The organism is Paenibacillus sp. PvR098, assembly GCF_017833255.1.
Lineage (GTDB): Bacteria > Bacillota > Bacilli > Paenibacillales > NBRC-103111 > Paenibacillus_G.
On record NZ_JAFIBU010000001.1, the window covers coordinates 3,378,160 to 3,396,170 of the forward strand.

The following is an 18,011-nucleotide window of genomic DNA, read 5'->3' on the forward strand; positions in this document are numbered from 1 at the left end:
TTGCCGGTGAACAGACCTTATATAAAAGGAAAAAATGAATTGAATTATTATACCTAAGAATGTATAATAATACATAGTTTTTATGTGGAGGGAACGGAACCATGTCTACGAAATTAAGAGCGGCCATCATCGGTTCGACGGGCTATGGCGGGGTAGAGCTTATTCGGCTGTTGCTAGCGCATCCGCATGTGGCCATTACTTCGGTGATCTCGTCTTCAAGCGCGGGGGCGCCGATCGCGGACGGATATCCGCATTTGAATCAAATATTGACCGACAAGCTGGATGCCGTAGATGTCGATTTGATCCGGGAGAAGGCAGATGTTGTCTTCTTGGCGACGCCGCATGGCGTTAGCACGGAGCTGTCCCCTAAGCTGGTTGATGCGGGGATGAAGGTCATCGATATCTCGGGAGATTTCCGTTTGAAATCCGGCAGAGATTACGAGACTTGGTACAAACACAAGCCGGCGGATCCCGCTTATATAGAAAAGGCAGTTTACGGACTGGCCGAGGTGTTCGCAGATGAGGTTCGGGACGCGGAGTTCATCTCCAACCCGGGCTGCTATCCGACTGCCACGCTGCTCGGTCTGGCACCGATTGCAGCCAGCGGCTTAATGGATCCGAAATCCGTCATCGCAGATGCCAAATCGGGCGTGTCGGGTGCGGGTCGGGGGCTTAGCCTGACGGTCCATTACGCGGAAATCAACGAGAATTTCCTTGCGTACAAAGTGAACAAGCACCAGCATACGCCGGAGATTGAGCAGACGCTGAGCCGGCTGGCCGGAGAAGAGGTCGTCATGACGTTTACGACGCACCTGGTGCCGATGACGCGGGGGATCTTGTCTACCATCTATGTGAACCTCAAAGAGCGCCGCAGCGAGGACGAAATCTTCGACCTTTATCGCAAATACTATGAGGGACGCCGGTTCGTCCGTATTCGCGACAAAGGAAAGTATCCGGCAACGAAGGAAGTATGGGGCTCCAATTATTGCGACATCGGCTTGTCCCTCGATCCACGGACTGGCCGTTTGACGATCATTTCAGTTATAGACAATGTAGTGAAGGGCGCCGCAGGGCAGGCGATCCAGAACTTGAACATCATGATGGGCTGGGATGAAACGACAGGTCTTGCGTTCACCCCGGTGTATCCATAACGCGCTAAGGAACGGTGAGGAGAAGGATGGCTATGATAGGGAAGGATTCGTTCGTGATCTTATCGGAAGGGTCCGTTACGACACCAAAAGGATTTCGTGCAGGCGGGCTGCACTGCGGTCTGAAGAAGACGGAGCGGTATGACCTTGGTGCGATTGTGTGCGAGGTCCCGGCTCAGGCGGCGGGTGTGTACACGCTGAACCAGTTTCAGGCGGCTCCGCTGCGTGTAACGCAGGAGAGCATCGCGCAGGGAGGAATGCTGCAGGCGATGCTCGTGAACAGCGGGAACGCCAACGCGTGCACAGGACAACAGGGCGAAGACGACGCCCGTGCGATGAGATCCGCTGCAGCCAAGGCATTCGGCGTAGCTGAGCATTTGGTCGGTGTCACGTCAACCGGCGTGATCGGCGAGCTGCTGCCGATGCCGAAGGTGCTGAGCGGCATCGAGAAGCTGCCGGTTGAGGTGAAAGCCGACGGCGGGGACGATTTCTGTCAGGCAATCCTGACAACGGATCTGGTGAAGAAGGAAATCTGCGTCAGCCTGACGGTGGATGGGCGAACGGTACATATTGCGGGTGCGGCGAAGGGCTCGGGCATGATTCATCCGAACATGGCCACGATGCTCGGATTCATGACGACGGATGCGAACATCGAGAGCGCACAGCTGCAGAAGCTGCTGAACGACGTAACGGATTCCACCTTCAACATGATTACGGTAGACGGCGATACGAGCACGAATGACATGGTTGTCGTCATGGCTAGCGGTCTTGCGGGCGGCGTAAGCCTGACGCCGGAGCATGAGGAGTGGACTGCGTTCGCGGCTGCGTTCAACTACGTTGGCGAATATTTGGCCAAAGCGATTGCTCGTGACGGCGAAGGCGCAACCAAGCTGATCGAGGTGACTGTTAGCGGAGCCGCTTCGAGGGAAGCGGCGCGTGCTATCGTCAAGACCGTGATCGGCTCGAGTCTGGTGAAATCCGCCTGCTTCGGAGCGGATGCGAACTGGGGACGGATCATCGCGGCGGTCGGACGCGCGGGTCATCCGGTACAGACGGAGACGGTGGACATCCGATTAGGAGACATTGTCGTGCTGGCGCAGTCGCGTCCGGTGAAATTCGATGAGGAACGGGCCGCCGAATATTTAAAGGGCGAGCTTGTGCAAATCCATGTCAATCTGAACATGGGTGACCAGAACGCAACCGGCTGGGGCTGCGATTTGACATACGATTATGTGCGGATCAACGCGGCATACCGGACTTAGCTTACAGAATTCAAAAGAGCTTATAGGAACAGTCAAGGGTATATTTTTGCGGCCTTGCCTTGAACTTGGTAGGGGATAGCCGATCTATAAAGGGGAAACGGTTCGGATGAGCAATTGTTTTGTGATGAAATGCGGCGGCAGCACGCTGGCTGCTCTACCTGATGGTTTTTTTGAGGATTTGAAAAGGCTGCAGGAGGAGGGTCTAATTCCGGTCATCGTCCATGGCGGCGGTCCGGCGATATCGGATACGCTCGGGAAGCTCGGCATCGAGACGGAGTTCGTGAATGGCTTGCGCCGGACGAATGAAGCGGTGCTGGATGTAGTCGAAATGGTACTTGCGGGACAAATTAACAAAGAGATTGTTCGCAAAATCCAGCGTTCCGGAGCTAAAGCGCTTGGTCTGTCCGGGGTGGACGGCTACCTGATTCAAGCGGCGCCTGTAGCGAACGCGGATGAGGTCGGGCTCGTCGGCGACGTTACGCATGTGAACGCAGAACTCGTACAGGGTATCGTGAACATGGGCTATATGCCGGTCATCGCGCCTGTGGGTATTGGAGCGGACGGCGGTCAGCGCTACAACATCAACGCGGACACCGCTGCGGGTGCGGTAGCATCCCATATTGGCGTGGAGCGGATGATCGTGGTGACCGATGTGCCGGGCATTATGAGAACGGTGGACGGCGAGAAGAAGGTGCTGCCTTCCGTGACGGTGCAGGAAATCGACGAGATGATCGAAAGCGGCGAGATTTACGGCGGCATGATCCCAAAGGTGCGTGCGGCGGTGCAGTGCATCCAAGGGAAGGTGCGCGAGGTTGTGATCGTGAACGGTGCCGAACCGGAAGTCCTGAGCAAAGCGCTCAAGGGCGGGGGCATCGGAACGCGCATCGTCAGGGGGTAAGGAACCTTTTGAATGATAAAGGAGTGAAAGGCATGGGAGAGTCTCAAAATGCGTTGTTTCCGAATTACGGACGGTATCCTTTTACGTTTGTGAAGGGGGACGGCAGCAGGCTGTGGGATGAGAACGGCAAGGAATATTTGGACCTGATGTGCGGGCTCGCGGTGACGAACTTAGGGCATGCTCCAAAGCAGGTAAAGGAGCGTTTGAAAAACCAGGTCGATACGCTTTGGCATACGAGCAATCTGTTTCATATTCCGGACCAGCAAAAGCTGGCGGAGCTGCTTGTCGCTAACAGCTGCGCAGATGCCGTATTCTTCTGCAACAGCGGGGCGGAAGCGAACGAGGCGGCGATCAAGCTGGCGCGGCGTTATTATCAGAAGGTAATAGGCAAGCCGGAGCGCTACGAGATCATTACCTTCCATATGTCGTTCCATGGACGGACGCTGGCGACGCTGACAGCAACAGGACAAGACAAGGTGAAGGAAGGCTTCTCGCCGCTTCCGGAAGGCTTCGTGTACGCGCCTTTCAATGATGCGGAAGCATTGGAGAAATTGATTGGCGACCGGACGTGCGCGATTATGTTGGAGATGGTTCAGGGTGAAGGCGGCGTGAATCCGGTGGACCCTGTATTCGTGAAGCGGGTAGCAGAGCTGTGCGAGCAGCACGGGCTGCTGCTGATCGTTGACGAAATTCAGACCGGCATGGGACGCACGGGCAAGCTGTTTGCGTATGAGCATTACGGTATTGAACCCGATGTGTTCACATTGGCCAAGGGACTCGGCAGCGGTATGCCGATCGGCGCGATGCTTGGTAAAGAGAAGCTCCGAGAAGCGTTCTCCGCAGGGAGCCACGGCTCCACGTTCGGAGGCAACTACTTGTCCACCGCGGCAGGCGTTGCGACGCTGGAGACGATACTCGAAGAGAAGCTGTCGGAACGCGCGGCGGAACTTGGCAGCTATATTGTCAGCGAGCTCGAGCAAAAGCTGGCGGGCAATCCGCTCGTGGAGCAAATCCGCGGACTGGGACTGCTCATCGGTATCGGGCTGAACCGATCAGCGGCGGAGATTATTAATGAGCTGCATAACGAGGGTATCCTCGTCGTATCGGCGGGCCCTAACGTCATTCGTTTGGCGCCAAGCCTCTTGATCTCGAAGGAAGATTTGGATCGTGGGCTCGATGCGATCTGCACCATTTTAGCGAAAAAGGCCGGGGCTGCAGTTTAACTTTACAGCCGGTTTATACGGATAAACAGAAAGGAGATGCATCCATGCCAGGAACAACTGAACAGGATATGGCAGTTCAGCTTAAAGGGCGGGATTTCATCGGATTAGTGGATTATACGCCGGGTGAGATTCAATATTTAATCGATTTAGCGGTGGAACTGAAGAAAAAGCAGAAAGCGGGAGAGGTGTATCAGCCGCTCAAAGGAAAGACCCTCGGAATGATTTTTGAGAAGTCTTCTACGCGGACGCGGGTTTCTTTTGAAGTGGGAATGTACCAGCTTGGGGGTCATGCACTGTTCCTCAGCAAGAACGATCTGCAAATCGGCCGCGGAGAGACGATTCAAGATACGGCGCAGACGATGTCGCGGTATTTGGACGGGATTATGATTCGCACGTATGCTCACCGGACGGTGATCGAGCTGGCCCGGGGTGCAACGGTTCCCGTAATCAACGGCTTAACGGACTTGTCTCATCCTTGCCAGGCGCTGGCGGATTACCAGACGATCTTTGAGAAAAAAGGCCGTCTGCAGGGACTCAAAGTAGCCTATATCGGCGATGGGAATAATATGGTACACTCTCTGTTAATGGGTGCGGCCAAGCTTGGCGTGAATTTTGCGGTGGCGACGCCGGATGGTTACGATCCGGACAAGGAAGTGCTCGAGATGTCCCGTGAAATGGCTTCGAAAGCGGGCTCCAGCATCTATGTAGGCACAGATCCGAAAGAAGCGATTGCAGATGCCGATGTCGTATACACGGATGTATGGGCCAGCATGGGCTTCGAGGCGGAGCAGAAGGAGCGGGAGATCGCGTTCAAGAATTATCAGGTGAACGACGAGCTCGTGAAATACGCGAAGAAGGACTACCTGTTCATGCACTGCCTGCCGGCGCATCGCGGGGAAGAAGTTTCAGAAGGCGTGATCGACGGGCCGAACTCCGTCATTTTCGATCAGGCGGAAAACCGTCTGCATGCGCAAAAAGCGGTAATGGCTGCAATAATGTAGAATGAGCTTAAATGTAAGGGGAGCGGAAACGAATGGCAAAGCAAAAAATTGTTTTGGCGTATTCGGGCGGTTTGGATACGTCGATCATTTTGAAATGGTTGAAGGAAACGTATGATGCGGAAATTATCGCTTTTACAGCCGATATCGGGCAGAAGGAAGAGCTTGACGGCCTAGAGGAAAAAGCGCTGAGCACCGGTGCCTCCAAAGTGTACATTGATGATCTTCGTGAAGAGTTTGCACGCGATTTCATTTATCCGATGTTTCAAGCGGGTGCACTGTATGAAGGACAGTATTTGCTCGGCACGAGCATTGCGCGTCCTTTGATTGCAAAGCGGATGGTTGAAATCGCCCGTGCAGAAGGCGCTACAGCCATCGCGCACGGCGCTACGGGCAAAGGGAACGATCAGGTGCGTTTCGAGCTGACGGCGGCTGCGCTGACTCCGGACATCGAAGTGATCGCGCCTTGGCGTATGGAGCAGTTCCGTGAGCAATTCCCGGGACGCGCAGAGATGATCGCTTATGCGGAGAAGCACGGCATTCCGGTCACAGCATCGGCATCCAAGCCGTATTCAATGGACCGCAACCTGCTTCATATCAGCTATGAGAGCGGTGTATTGGAAGATCCGTGGTTTGATGCCAGCGCGCCTTCGAATAAAGACATGTTCCTGCTCAGTGCAGACCCTGAGGATGCTCCAGATCAAGCAGAGTATGTGGAGCTGGAGTTCGAACAGGGCAATTGCGTGGCAGTAAACGGCGAGCGGATGATTCCGCTTCACGTGATGGAAAAGCTCAATGAGCTCGGCGGTAAGCACGGCGTAGGCCGCGTGGATATGGTGGAGAACCGCTTCGTCGGCATGAAGAGCCGTGGCGTGTATGAAACGCCGGGCGGAGCGATCTTGTTCACCGCGCATCGCAAAATGGAGTCGCTCACGATGGACCGTGAAGTCATGCATTTGCGCGACTCGCTGATCTCGCGTTACGCATCGCTCGTGTACAACGGCTTCTGGTTCGCACCGGAGCGTCTGGCTGCGCAAGCACTCGTAAGCGAGAGCCAGAAGAACGTGAGCGGTACGGTTCGACTCAAGCTGTACAAAGGCAATGTCATTGCCGCCGGAGTGAAGAGCCCGGTGAGCTTGTATAACCCGGACATCGCAACGATGGAAGCGGACCCGACACAAGCGTACAACCAAGGCGACGCGACCGGCTTCATCCGCCTGAATGCGCTGCGTTTGCGCGTTGCTTCCGGCGTAGAGCAGCAGAACGCAGGAAAGTAAACTGCATCGTGGTTAAGAACTTAGGGTTTTCCGCCTTTGGAAAACCCTAAGCCTATGTGTATGAGGAGGGAGCAAGACGTGTCAAAGCTTTGGGGTGGACGGTTTACGAAAAAAACAGACCAATTGGTGGAAGAATATACAGCTTCAATCATGTTTGACAAGGAACTTGCCGAGGAGGATATCCAAGGCAGTCTGGCACATGTGACGATGCTTGGCAAATGCGGCATTCTACCGCTGGATGACGTGGAGAAAATCAAAGACGGCCTGTTGAAGGTTCAGAGCATGATTCGCCGCGGTGAAATGGAGTTCTCCATCAGCGACGAAGATATTCATATGAACATTGAGAAAGCGTTAATCGATGAGGTTGGTTCTGTCGGGGGCAAGCTCCATACCGGACGCAGCCGGAATGACCAAGTGGCAACGGACATGCATTTGTGGCTGCGCAAGCGCGTCGTCGAATTTGTCGGTCTTTTGAATAAAGTGCAAGAGGCTTTGATCGGACAAGCGAAGAATAACCTAGATACCATTGTGCCGGGTTACACGCATTTGCAGCGGGCGCAGCCGATTTTGTTCGCCCACCATCTGATGGCTTACGTATCAATGTTCCAGCGGGATATCGAGCGTCTGCAGGACAGCTATAAGCGAGTCAACGTAATGCCGCTCGGGGCCGGCGCTTTGGCGGGAACGACGTTCCCGATCGACCGCCACTTCGTAGCGCAGCAGCTCGGCTTTGACGGCGTATACGAGAATTCGCTTGATGCGGTCAGCGACCGAGACTTTATTCTCGAGTTCTTGTCGAACGCGTCAACGATCATGATGCATCTATCGCGGCTGAGTGAGGAGTTCGTACTGTGGTCCAGCACGGAGTTCCGTTTCATCGAGCTTGACGACGCATTCTGCACTGGCAGCAGCATCATGCCGCAGAAGAAGAACCCGGACGTGGCCGAGCTCGTTCGCGGCAAGACGGGCCGCGTATACGGCAACCTGTTTGGTCTCCTGACCGTGCTGAAGTCTCTCCCATTGGCCTATAACAAGGACATGCAGGAGGACAAGGAAGGTATGTTCGACACGGTACGCACCCTGCAGGGCGCTCTGCAACTGTACGCGCCGATGATCAGTACGATGAAGGTGAACAAGGAACGGATGAGGCAGGCGGTGAACCAGGACTTCTCCAACGCGACCGATATCGCGGATTATTTGGTTAACAAGGGCATGCCGTTCCGCCAAGCGCATGAAGTTATCGGCAAAACGGTGCTCTACTGTATTCAAAATAAAAAATACCTGCTCGACTTGAAGCTGGAGGAGTTTCATCAATTCTCCAAGCTATTTGATCAGGATATTTACACTGTGCTGCAGCCGGAGAGCGTCGTGAATGCGCGCAATGTGTACGGCGGCACGGCGGAGGCTCAGGTGACCGGGGCAATTGAGCGCGCGGAAGCCGTTCTGGCCGGATCGAACGCATGGTTTGAAGAGTATTACGCGAAAAGCAGATAATGCAGCGATCGTATAAACGGGGCGCCGCGGCCGAATCATTGGCCGATGGGCGCCCTGTTGCTTTGTGACAGCTGTGCTCCTGTCCATGTGCAGTTGATGTCTCGTCGGACATAAGCATCCTGCAGATCCGCTACAGTCCGGCTGCCCCCATATTTTTACTGGAAATGGGGACCTTTCACGCCGTCTTCGATCAAAGGCTCAGGCTTATCGCCGCTCGGGGATGGTATAGAGCGGTCGCCTCTGCCCGATCCGCTGTTTGATGCAATGATCGTAGGCTGAGCGGCATATGTATCGCGAGATAACTTTTCTTGTGAAAGCACTCTGCCGGCTTTCTTCTTGTAGCGGTAGGTTTCGACAATATAGCCGGGTTTGCCCTTAGAAATCGTTTCCTGCTTGCCTGTCTTAAGGGAAGGATTCAGCACGTATTTCACCGGAGGCTCAAGCGTTTCGACCGTTCTCGATTCGACCTCATAGGTAAACTCAGGTGGCGTCTGACCGAAAAGTCTAACTGTTAAGCTTTGGTGATCGGCCTCGGTTCGAATGAGCACCGCATAGTCCGTACTGTTGCGGAACTTGAAGTTAATGTGTCCGCTCGCAAAGGTGGCGTCCTGTCCCAGAGGCACATAGCTAACCGGAAGCGAATGATTTCGCCGCTCCACGATGGTAAGCCCGGCTCGCAGTACGGCGTTGTACAATGTAGACGACACTTGGCAGATGCCTCCGCCTATACCGGGAACGAGCTTGCCGTTGACAATGACGGGCGCTTCCTTGAAGCCGAATCTTTTTTCCGTTTGCTCGATAAAAGGAGCATAGTCAAATACTTCACCGGGTTTCAGCAGGACGTCCTGCAGAGAGGCAGCTGTGGAGCGGACGTTATGAACACGGCCTTCGCCGCTGGGGGCTGATGATGCATGAGGCGGATAATTTGTTATAAATTCGCTGATTTTTCTCACAATCCCCTGCTCTTGCAGCATAAGCATCGTGACTTGGGGCTCAGCTATCCGCATAGGAACATCCAGCTGGAGCGGCTGGTTATCCGGCCCGCATATCGTCTCCCAAGAAGGCAGGATCTTTTCCAACAGCTTCTTCAGCTTTTCCTCGTCAATCCGCTGCACTCGTATTTCCGGGATAAGACGAATCGTGTCATCCGGCTCAATCACCCGCCTGGCGTCGGCCGGCTGACGGGAGTACACCTCGTGGAAGGTTTCCTTCAAGGCCTCATGCACCTTCTCTTCCGGGAAACGGGCGGTCAGCGTCCAAGACTCATGCCGAATGCGCCAGCGGTAGAGCGCCCGATGAAACGGTGAGCCGTCCGTAAGCGGTCCTAGCCGCTCAAGCAGCTCCTGCGTGTTGACTTCCAGTCCGAGCTGCTGCAGTGTACGTACTGCAGATAGACTCCCTCCTTCGACATTCAACCGAATGTTGAATCCCAAAAGACCAGCCCTTCTTTCCTCCAACTGCTTTTCGAATTCAGGCACGGTCAGACCGCCGATGACCCAATCTCCGACCCTCACATGCGCAGGAATACGCTGAAGCGAACCATAGCCGGCGATCGTCAGGCAAGCGGATAACGATATCATCAGAACGCTAATCCACAACCAGAGTAAACGGGGATTTGAGTATGCCATCAAAGGGTCTCCTTCTCACGAAAGCTCGTACCTTATCTTCATAAGTATGCGGCCAAGGTCAAAAACTTGCCAAAAACGTACCGGTGGGGTCGCCGTTTCGCATAAGTGGATCGTGCCGTTTTTTGCCCGGAAACGTCGATTGCCTCATTTCTTGCGCACCCCAAGAACGACCATTCAACAAATCTCTTTCCAAATGTGACAATCTGTAGAAAACCAGAAGAGTCATAAAGGATTTTGTGATCTTATGTCGAAGATATTAAGCTGGTAGAAATCTATCCATCTTCCTAGTTCATGCTGCCCATTCAATGGGTAAAACTCGCAATATTCAGGATGTGATACCGTGATCGAAATGCAGGACGTTTGGAAAACGTATCCTAATGGAAGCCATGCCTTACAAGGCATCAGCGTCAAAGTAGACCAAAGCGAATTCGTCTATATCGTAGGCCCTTCCGGCGCCGGTAAATCGACTTTCATGAAAATGATTTATAGAGAAGAACGGCCTACCAATGGCACGATCTTCGTGAATGGCTTCAACTTGGAAAAGCTGAAACAACGCAAAATTCCATATGTCAGACGAAATATCGGCGTCATTTTCCAAGATTTTCGTCTGCTGCCGAGGCTTACAGTGTTTGAGAACGTGGCTTTTGCTATGGAGGTTATCGAGGCGCCCAAGAAAATCATTAAGAAGCGTACGCTCGAGGTGCTCGAGCTGGTTCGTTTGAAGGATAAAGCAAATTCGCTTCCGACCCAGCTGTCGGGAGGGGAACAGCAGCGTGTGGCTATTGCCCGGGCAATAGTGAATAAGCCTTCGGTCATTATCGCAGATGAACCTACGGGGAATCTGGACCCGGACACATCGTGGGGCATCATGAAGCTGATGGAGGAAATTAATTTCCGCGGCACCACCATTGTGATGGCAACGCACAATAGAGAAATCGTGAATACGATGCGCAAACGGGTACTGGCTATCGAGGCAGGCAAGATCGTTCGTGATCAAGCGAGGGGTGAATACGGCTATGAAGATTAACACAGCCGTGAGGCATCTCCGGGAAGGCGGCAAGAATGTCGTTCGTAACGGTTGGATGTCCTTTGCCTCGATCAGTTCGATTGCGATCTCTTTGTTCATTTTAGGTGTGTTTCTTCTTTTGACTTTGAATGTCAATTTCTTGGCCCAGCAAATCGAACAGCAGGTGGAGATCCGCGTTTACATGGAAGTCAATACTCCGGATGATCAAATCAACCTGCTTCGGGGGGAAATCGCAGCTATTCCGCAAGTGAATAAAGTCACGTTCGTATCCAAAGAAGAAGGGCTTGTGTTTCTTCGCGAGAAGCTGGGAGAGGGCGGCAATCAGCTTCTCGAAGGGTTTGAAGGAGAGAACAATCCGCTGAACGACTCGTTTACCATCGAGGTTGCGGAGCCCCGGCAAGTTGCGGATGTAGCACAGCAGATTAACAGTCTCAACAATGACAAACCGGCAAAGCCGATTCAGCGCGTCAGTTACGGCCAAGGGACAGTAGAGACGATGTTCAAAATCACATCCATCGTCCGTAATATAGGCCTTGCTATTGTTGCTGGGCTTGCTCTGACAGCCATGTTCCTGATTGCTAACACCATCAAGCTGACGATTTTGGCGCGGCGTCGCGAGATCTCGATTATGAAGCTCGTAGGGGCTACGAACGCTTTTATCCGGTGGCCGTTTTTCATCGAAGGGGCGCTGCTTGGTATCATTGGCTCGGTGATCCCGGTGGTCATTCTGCTTTATGGTTACTGGCAAATGATGCGATCGATTCATCTCGATCTGAACCTGATGCTTATTGAATTGCTTCCTTTTGAGAGTATTCGTTGGGAAACCGCCGGTCTTTTGATCGGTATAGGTGTTCTGATCGGTATATGGGGCAGTACGCTGTCCGTTCGAAAATTTTTGAAGGTATAGCCACCAAGACTTGACTGAAATGATGATAAGTCGGAGGAGGAAATGGTTTGAAGAAGTCTTTACTGCCGCTTGTGGCAGCCGCCGGTTTACTGGGCACATTGCTTGTACCGCAGTCCAGTTTTGCTCTAAAGGAATCGCAGCGGATTCAGCAAGAGCTCAATCAGTTGAAGAAAGCGAAATCGGCTGTGCAGCAAAAATCTGCACAAACAGATAAGCAAATCGCCCAAGTACACCACGAGATGCAGCTTACGGAGAGAGATATCGATGTGATCTTAAGCGAGATCGATGCGACTAACAAGAGATTAAGCGTACTGAAGGACCAGGAGGATAAGGTCGTCGCATCTCTTGAGGATAATGCCGTGCAGCTGGATGAAGCGGAGGAACGCATCACTTCGCGCGACGAAATGCTCAAATCCCGCTTGAGGCTCATGTATATGAACGGTGCCGTGTCTTATGCCGATGTGCTGCTCAGCTCGACCAATTTCAGCGATTTTCTCGATCGGCTGAATGCGCTGAAGTCGATTGTGAACCAAGACAAGGAAATATTGGAAGCAAACAAACGCGACCGCGATCTCGTTGTAGAAAAGCGAGTGGTGATAGAGAAACAGTTCGCTGAGGTAACAAGCTTAATTGAACAATCGTCCGTCATCAAGGCTGAGCTTGTTGTAAAAGAGAAGGAAAAACAAGTCAAGATTGCAAGCTTGTCTGAAAAGGAACGAGAGCTTGAGATTGTCAGCGAAGAAGAGGAGCAGCAAATGCTGAAGATCGCCCGGGACGAAGCGGCGAAGCAGCGTTCTTTCCAACAGGCGAAGCAGCAGGAGCAGGCGCAGGCTAGAGCCGCGTTAGCGGGTAAAAAGGGTCAAAGCTCGGCCCCGGCTTATACGTACAGCGGAGGTAAGTTCGCCTATCCGCTGCCGAGCGTGGTTCGGATGTCCTCGGACTTTGGGACACGCACCGACCCGTTCACTGGACGTAAGTCGAGCCATAGCGGATTAGATTTTCCTGCTCCCGCCGGCACTAGCATCTTGGCTGCAGAAGCCGGCGTGGTGATTTTGGCCGGTTGGTGGAGCGGGTATGGCAATACGGTCATTATCGATCATGGCAAGGGCATTTGGACATTGTACGGACACATCCGTAACGATGGAATTGTTGTGAAAAAAGGGGATTCCGTCAAACGCGGACAGAAGGTGGCCGAGGTTGGCTCGACGGGCCGGTCTACGGGGAACCATCTGCATTTTGAAGTGCGGATTAATGAGTCTACTGTCGATCCAAAGCCGTATTTGCGCTAAATCCAGCTGTTCATAAATAGGCAGAGCTTGTCATAAACTAGAAAGACAAGTTCTTAAAGAAGCAGGGAACAGCAAAGGCGGTGTGGAAACAGAAATGAATTTCAAAGGACGTACGGTACTGGTTTTCGTTTTGTTGTCGATGTTTGCCGGCAGCATAATGACGCTTACGATTGTGAATCCGTCCATTTTTGCTGCAGTCGGGAAAGAAGCAGGCTTGCAGACAGGCGGACAATCGGGGCTAAGCGGTAAGGATCTCTCAAAGATCGCAAAAACATACCAATTGATTGAGAGCAAGTTTTTGACAGAGGTGGATCACGAGAAGGTCGTGAACGGTGCCATTAACGGTATGCTGTCCACGCTGGAAGACCCGTTTACGGTTTACATGGATCAAAAGGAAGCAGAGCAATTTGATGAGAACATCACATCTTCGTTCCAAGGGATCGGTGCAGAGGTTACCTCCGAGGACGGCAAAGTGGTGATTGTTGCTCCGATTAAGGGAGCGCCGGCCGAGAGAGCGGGGCTTCATGCGAACGATGTGATTGTTTCAGTGAACGGTGAGAAGCTGGAAGGACTGTCATTAAACCAAGCAATTATGAAAATTCGCGGGCCAAAGGGAACACAGGCTAAGCTTGAGATTGTGAGAAGCGGCTCACCTGAGCCCATCCCTGTTATTGTTGTACGTGATGACATTGATGTGGAAACAGTCTATGCGGAGATGCTCCCGGGACAGATCGGCAAAATTGAAATCCGGCAATTTTCAAGTAATACCTCCGAGCATTTTAATCAAGAGTTGAAAGTGCTGGAAGAGCAGGGCATGAAGGGACTTATTATTGATGTGAGGAATGACCCGGGCGGATTGCTTTCGGCGGTGGTGGAGATCGTAGAGCCTTTTATCCCGAAGGGCAAGACGATTGTTCAGATCGAAAACCGCAAAGGAGAACGTGAGGAAACGAAATCTCAGGGAACGGGCAAGCCCTATCCGGTATCGGTGCTGATCAACAAAGGCAGCGCCAGCGCATCGGAAATCCTGGCCGGAGCGCTTCATGACTCCGCGGGGAGCAAGCTGATCGGTGAGAATACCTTCGGTAAAGGTACGGTTCAAGTGACCTTCGAGAAGGAAATGGGTGACGGCAGCAATATCAAGATGACCGTATATAAATGGCTTACACCTAACGGTACATGGGTTCATAAGAATGGCATTGCACCGAACATTACCGTGGAACAGCCGGGATATTTCCGGGTGGCGCCGCTCACCAAAAAAGAGATCTTGAAACCGGATATGAACAACGAGGATGTCAAAAACCTGCAGATCATGCTGCAGGGCTTGGGATTGAGTCCTGAGCGAATGGACGGGTACTTTAACGGCAAAACGCAACTGGCAGTCAAAGCATTCCAGCGCATGAACAATCTCCCCGTCACCGGTGAAGTGGATAAGGAGACAGCCGAAAAGCTGGAGAAGGCGATTCTGGAAGCTATTCGGGATACGAAGAACGATTTACAGCTGAAGGCGGCTATTCAGCATATGCAGTCGGTCGTAAAATAATCATGCCTTGGACACTGATATTGGCAATTTGCGGCTAACGGCAGGAAAAGTGATATTGGCGTCGAAATGTTATAAGAAGGCAGGCTACGGAACGGAGCCTGACCTTCTTATCTTTTTGTGATTCAGAAAAATAGTTTGCCAAGGCATTATGGCGCATCTGAATTACCTTGACAAACGCTCGAGTCCTGAAAAGGACGCCGCAGCCGTTTATCCTTGTTTGGTGAAGGAGCAGGCCATGGATTGGGTTATGGAGTTGAGTGTTCGAGGGCTTCATGCTCTGTTGCAATTGTTCATGCACCCATTATATTATGTAGGAATATTATTCATCGTGTTACAATACCGCAGGCAAATTGCGTTTGAACGCAAGCTGTTTTCTACGAAACTTCATTCGCTACTGTCGGAAACCTGGCGCACTGTGCTGTGGGGATGGATCGGCGGCATTGCCGCTTCTGTTATCATGGCGGGAGTGGGCGCAACGATCGAGCCCGAAGCCGTGCTGCTGCTGTGGATTATTTCTTTGCTGTTGATATGGATTCGCGTGAGGTTTTTGTGTTGGGCTTATGCTGTCGGCATCATCGGCATCCTTCAGGCGATTGTGCTTGCGGTTCCGGCTTTGCAGGACGGCGGCGCAGCTTGGGCTTGGATAACTAAGCCTCTGCTCGCGTTGAATATGCCTTCCTTGCTAGCACTTACGGCCATACTCCATTTGGTGGAGGCCATGCTTATTCGCGGGCAGGGGCCCAGGTTCGGTACGCCGATGTTCTTTGAGAGCAAGCGGGGCAAAATTGTCGGGGGATATCAGCTTCAAGGGTTTTGGCCGGTGGCGCTGTTCCTTCTCGTTCCCATACAAAACAGCGGTGGCGTGCCGCTTCCGTGGACGCCGCTGCTAGGAGGAGATTTGTGGAGCAGCGGTTGGACGATCATCGGTTTTCCCGTTATGATCGGTTTTTCGGAAATGACGATGTCGAGGCTTCCGAAGGAGAAGGTTAGGATCAGCTCGAATTGGCTTGTGCTATATTCTGGGGTACTGCTGTTGTTTGCGGTAATGGCCGCCTTATGGCCTTGGCTCACATTTGTCGCGTGCTTGCTGTGCATCGTCATGCACGAAGCGATGATCGTCTATAGCCGCTGGGATGAAGCCAGACGAATTCCTATATATGTGCACGGAGATAAAGGACTGTATATATTAGGTATTCTCCCTGGAAGTCCGGCAGAGGAGCTTGGACTTGTAGTTGGCGAGACGCTGCATAAAATCAACGGCGTGCGCGTACGGACCAAACAGGAGCTTCATCTGGCAATGCAGCAGAATTCCGCCTTTTGTAAGCTGGAGGTGCTGAATTTGGCGGGAGAAAGCAAATTTTTGAAACGGGCGGTGTTTTTTGGGGATCATCATCAGCTGGGAATCATTCTGGCACCCGATCAGGATGCGCTGCACTTCGCGGAGGAAAAGCAGACTTCGATCTGGGCTTACTTAAGCCGAAGGCTTATAGGACTCAAGAACAACAAACCGGGGTCGAAGTCGATGTAAGTAAGAAGTAACACATGAGAAAGGCGTCTCCAGTCCACTGTTACATCAGGGATTGGAGACGCCTTTTGGGGTTATCTTCGAGGTTTTAAGGGTTTGAGCTCTCCCGCAGCACGACGATTTCGACGCGTCGGTTTTTGGACCGATTCTCTGGAGTGTTGTTTTCCGCTACCGGACGGGTATCTGCAAATGAAGTCGAAATGAACTTCCTTTGATCAAACTGTGCGGTACTGACGAAATACCTCAGGACAGATAACGATCGGGCTTGGGATAAGCCCCAATTATCCCGAAAGACAGAACCGGTTGCGAGCGGCAGATTGTCCGTATGTCCTTCAATGCTGATGGTCGCATCCAGTGAAGGGAATAGCGTTGCAAGCTGATTCAAGATCGGGAACGCGTCGGGCTTGAGTTCGGCATTACCCAAATCGAACAAGAACAGGTCGTTTAGCGTAATGGCGACCCCGCGAGGGGTATTTGCAGCAGAGACTTGAGCCTGAAGCTGATTCTGCTTGATGTAGGCTTGAATTTGCTCCAGTAAATTTTCGAGCTGCTGTTCTTCTTGCCCCTGCGGTTCGGTCTTTGTCTCATCACCCTTAGTCGGGTTCGTCCCTCCCATTATACCTTCACCTTGCTGCATGATGGAGTCGGGTTTCAGAAATTCCGATTTCAGCGATTGGGACAATACTTCATACTTCTGAACATCGATTTTACTCATGGCGTACATGACGACGAAGAAGATCAGCAGCAGCGTAATCAAATCGGCGTAAGTAATCAACCAGCGCTCATGATTTTCGTGCGGCGCATAGACCTTACGTTTATTTCTCCTCGCCATCGGCCTCACCTGCGCCTTCAACTGTTTTTTGTTCCTGATGAAGGAAGGAGTACAGCTTTTTCTTGATGAGCTGAGGGTTTTCGCCGGCTTGAAGCGCCAGGATGCCCTCGAGCATCATTTCCATTTCGGCTATGGTCTCCTTACTGCGAATTTTAATTTTGCTTGCTATCGGTAAATAAATGACGTTAGCCGAACCGACTCCATATAACGTAGCGGAGAATGCCACGGCGATCGAAGGACCAAGCGAACCCGGGTCGGATAAGTTTCCGAGGACGTGAATAAGCCCCATCACCGTACCGATGATTCCCATAGTTGGGGCAAAGCCACCCGCCGATTCGAAGATTTTAGCCCAGCCTTCATGGCGATTCTCCAGCGCGTCGATTTCCAGCTCGAGAATTTGCTTTGTTAATTCCGGATCCGTTCCGTCGACAACCATCACCAGACCTTCTCTCAGAAACGCGTCGGGATGTTCCAACGCTCGCTGTTCTAAGGAAAGTACTCCTTCCCTTCGGGCAGTGGTAGACATGTCGACCAGTTCTTCAATGACGATAGAGGAATCTCTCTTGGACTCTTGGAATGCCAACTTCAGTGCGCTGCTGATTTGCTTGAGCTGGGACTTTGGAAAGCTGACCACAACCGCGCCGATCGTTCCCCCGAAAACAATTAACGCGGCACTTGGAACAAACAATGCTTTTAAGTGTCCACCGTCCCAAACGTAACCTCCGATCAGTGCTCCTATACCAATGAGAATTCCAAGAATTGTAGTTATATCCAATGTTGGTTCCACCCCTAGATTTTCTTGTATAATAGATATGCGGCCTAAGTCTGCTCCCTGTGCAAACGTCTCATTATATTAAAAGAGAAATGGGAGTCATTTGCAACAAAGAGAGAAAAAAGGTATAATATATGGGAACAAATATTCCTATAAGTAAAAAATAGTCGGACGAAGTCGAAAGTGCG

At 52.2% G+C, this 18,011-nt stretch carries 15 protein-coding genes; 12 read left to right on the forward strand and 3 right to left on the reverse strand.

What is annotated here, in order from left to right; translation table 11 throughout:
* The first annotated feature begins 101 nt into the window (after positions 1–101).
* From argC to argH, 7 genes are all read left to right on the forward strand, one after another.
* Complete coding sequence (argC, locus tag JOE45_RS16780) at positions 102–1,151, forward strand: N-acetyl-gamma-glutamyl-phosphate reductase (RefSeq protein ID WP_210023214.1); 1,050 nt, start codon at positions 102–104, stop codon at positions 1,149–1,151.
* Between the two features lie 26 nt (positions 1,152–1,177).
* Complete coding sequence (gene argJ / locus JOE45_RS16785) at positions 1,178–2,410, forward strand: bifunctional glutamate N-acetyltransferase/amino-acid acetyltransferase ArgJ (protein WP_210023213.1); 1,233 nt, start codon at positions 1,178–1,180, stop codon at positions 2,408–2,410.
* A gap of 106 nt (positions 2,411–2,516) precedes the next feature.
* A complete protein-coding gene (argB, locus tag JOE45_RS16790) occupies positions 2,517–3,308 on the forward strand; it encodes an acetylglutamate kinase (RefSeq protein WP_210023212.1) in 792 nt (263 codons plus the stop codon).
* Between the two features lie 32 nt (positions 3,309–3,340).
* Positions 3,341–4,531, forward strand: coding sequence for an acetylornithine transaminase (locus tag JOE45_RS16795; protein WP_210023605.1), 1,191 nt, complete (start codon positions 3,341–3,343; stop codon positions 4,529–4,531).
* 44 nt (positions 4,532–4,575) lie between these two features.
* A complete protein-coding gene (gene argF, locus JOE45_RS16800; protein ID WP_210023211.1) occupies positions 4,576–5,532 on the forward strand; it encodes an ornithine carbamoyltransferase in 957 nt (318 codons plus the stop codon).
* A gap of 32 nt (positions 5,533–5,564) precedes the next feature.
* Entirely contained in the window at positions 5,565–6,806 is a 1,242-nt protein-coding gene (locus JOE45_RS16805; protein WP_210023210.1) for an argininosuccinate synthase, read from the forward strand.
* Between the two features lie 78 nt (positions 6,807–6,884).
* Positions 6,885–8,300, forward strand: coding sequence for an argininosuccinate lyase (gene argH / locus JOE45_RS16810; RefSeq protein WP_210023209.1), 1,416 nt, complete (start codon positions 6,885–6,887; stop codon positions 8,298–8,300).
* Between the two features lie 155 nt (positions 8,301–8,455).
* On the opposite strand, the gene JOE45_RS16815 is transcribed toward argH, so the two are convergent.
* Positions 8,456–9,928: a VanW family protein gene (locus JOE45_RS16815; protein WP_210023208.1), complete on the reverse strand. Its 1,473-nt coding sequence runs from the start codon at positions 9,926–9,928 to the stop codon at positions 8,456–8,458.
* A 340-nt stretch (positions 9,929–10,268) separates the two neighbouring features.
* Here JOE45_RS16815 and ftsE point away from each other — a divergent pair, with 340 nt between their 5' ends.
* From ftsE to JOE45_RS16840, 5 genes are all read left to right on the forward strand, one after another.
* Positions 10,269–10,955 (forward strand): cell division ATP-binding protein FtsE, encoded by a 687-nt coding sequence (gene ftsE / locus JOE45_RS16820; RefSeq protein ID WP_210023207.1) that lies wholly within the window; start codon positions 10,269–10,271, stop codon positions 10,953–10,955.
* The gene (gene ftsX, locus JOE45_RS16825; protein WP_210023206.1) at positions 10,945–11,862 is read left to right on the forward strand and encodes a permease-like cell division protein FtsX; all 918 of its coding nucleotides are present in this window, start codon (positions 10,945–10,947) and stop codon (positions 11,860–11,862) included. The genes ftsE and ftsX overlap by 11 nt, the downstream gene beginning before the upstream one ends.
* Before the next feature lie 47 nt (positions 11,863–11,909).
* Entirely contained in the window at positions 11,910–13,151 is a 1,242-nt protein-coding gene (locus JOE45_RS16830) for a murein hydrolase activator EnvC family protein (RefSeq protein ID WP_210023205.1), read from the forward strand.
* 94 nt (positions 13,152–13,245) lie between these two features.
* Positions 13,246–14,694 carry a S41 family peptidase gene (locus JOE45_RS16835; RefSeq protein ID WP_210023204.1) on the forward strand — a complete coding sequence of 483 codons (1,449 nt, stop codon included), beginning with the start codon at positions 13,246–13,248 and terminating at the stop codon, positions 14,692–14,694.
* A gap of 235 nt (positions 14,695–14,929) precedes the next feature.
* The gene (locus JOE45_RS16840; protein ID WP_210023203.1) at positions 14,930–16,222 is read left to right on the forward strand and encodes a PDZ domain-containing protein; all 1,293 of its coding nucleotides are present in this window, start codon (positions 14,930–14,932) and stop codon (positions 16,220–16,222) included.
* An 85-nt stretch (positions 16,223–16,307) separates the two neighbouring features.
* On the opposite strand, the gene JOE45_RS16845 is transcribed toward JOE45_RS16840, so the two are convergent.
* Positions 16,308–17,051 (reverse strand): flagellar motor protein MotB, encoded by a 744-nt coding sequence (locus JOE45_RS16845; RefSeq protein WP_210023202.1) that lies wholly within the window; start codon positions 17,049–17,051, stop codon positions 16,308–16,310.
* Positions 17,035–17,826, reverse strand: a complete 792-nt coding sequence (locus JOE45_RS16850) for a flagellar motor protein (RefSeq protein WP_210023201.1) — start codon at positions 17,824–17,826, stop codon at positions 17,035–17,037. Before JOE45_RS16850 ends, JOE45_RS16845 begins: the two co-directional genes overlap by 17 nt.
* Positions 17,827–18,011 lie beyond the last annotated feature (185 nt).

Bases quoted from the DNA above. Each gene is read 5' to 3' on its own strand.
- JOE45_RS16845 (WP_210023202.1), bottom strand. From the start codon at position 17,051: ATGGCGAGGAGAAATAAACGTAAGGTCTATGCGCCGCACGAAAATCAT.
- argF (WP_210023211.1), top strand. From the start codon at position 4,576: ATGCCAGGAACAACTGAACAGGATATGGCAGTTCAGCTTAAAGGGCGG.
- JOE45_RS16805 (WP_210023210.1), top strand. From the start codon at position 5,565: ATGGCAAAGCAAAAAATTGTTTTGGCGTATTCGGGCGGTTTGGATACG.
- JOE45_RS16815 (WP_210023208.1), bottom strand. From the start codon at position 9,928: ATGGCATACTCAAATCCCCGTTTACTCTGGTTGTGGATTAGCGTTCTG.
- argB (WP_210023212.1), top strand. From the start codon at position 2,517: ATGAGCAATTGTTTTGTGATGAAATGCGGCGGCAGCACGCTGGCTGCT.
- JOE45_RS16835 (WP_210023204.1), top strand. From the start codon at position 13,246: ATGAATTTCAAAGGACGTACGGTACTGGTTTTCGTTTTGTTGTCGATG.
- argJ (WP_210023213.1), top strand. From the start codon at position 1,178: ATGGCTATGATAGGGAAGGATTCGTTCGTGATCTTATCGGAAGGGTCC.
- argC (WP_210023214.1), top strand. From the start codon at position 102: ATGTCTACGAAATTAAGAGCGGCCATCATCGGTTCGACGGGCTATGGC.
- ftsX (WP_210023206.1), top strand. From the start codon at position 10,945: ATGAAGATTAACACAGCCGTGAGGCATCTCCGGGAAGGCGGCAAGAAT.
- JOE45_RS16840 (WP_210023203.1), top strand. From the start codon at position 14,930: ATGGATTGGGTTATGGAGTTGAGTGTTCGAGGGCTTCATGCTCTGTTG.
- JOE45_RS16795 (WP_210023605.1), top strand. From the start codon at position 3,341: ATGGGAGAGTCTCAAAATGCGTTGTTTCCGAATTACGGACGGTATCCT.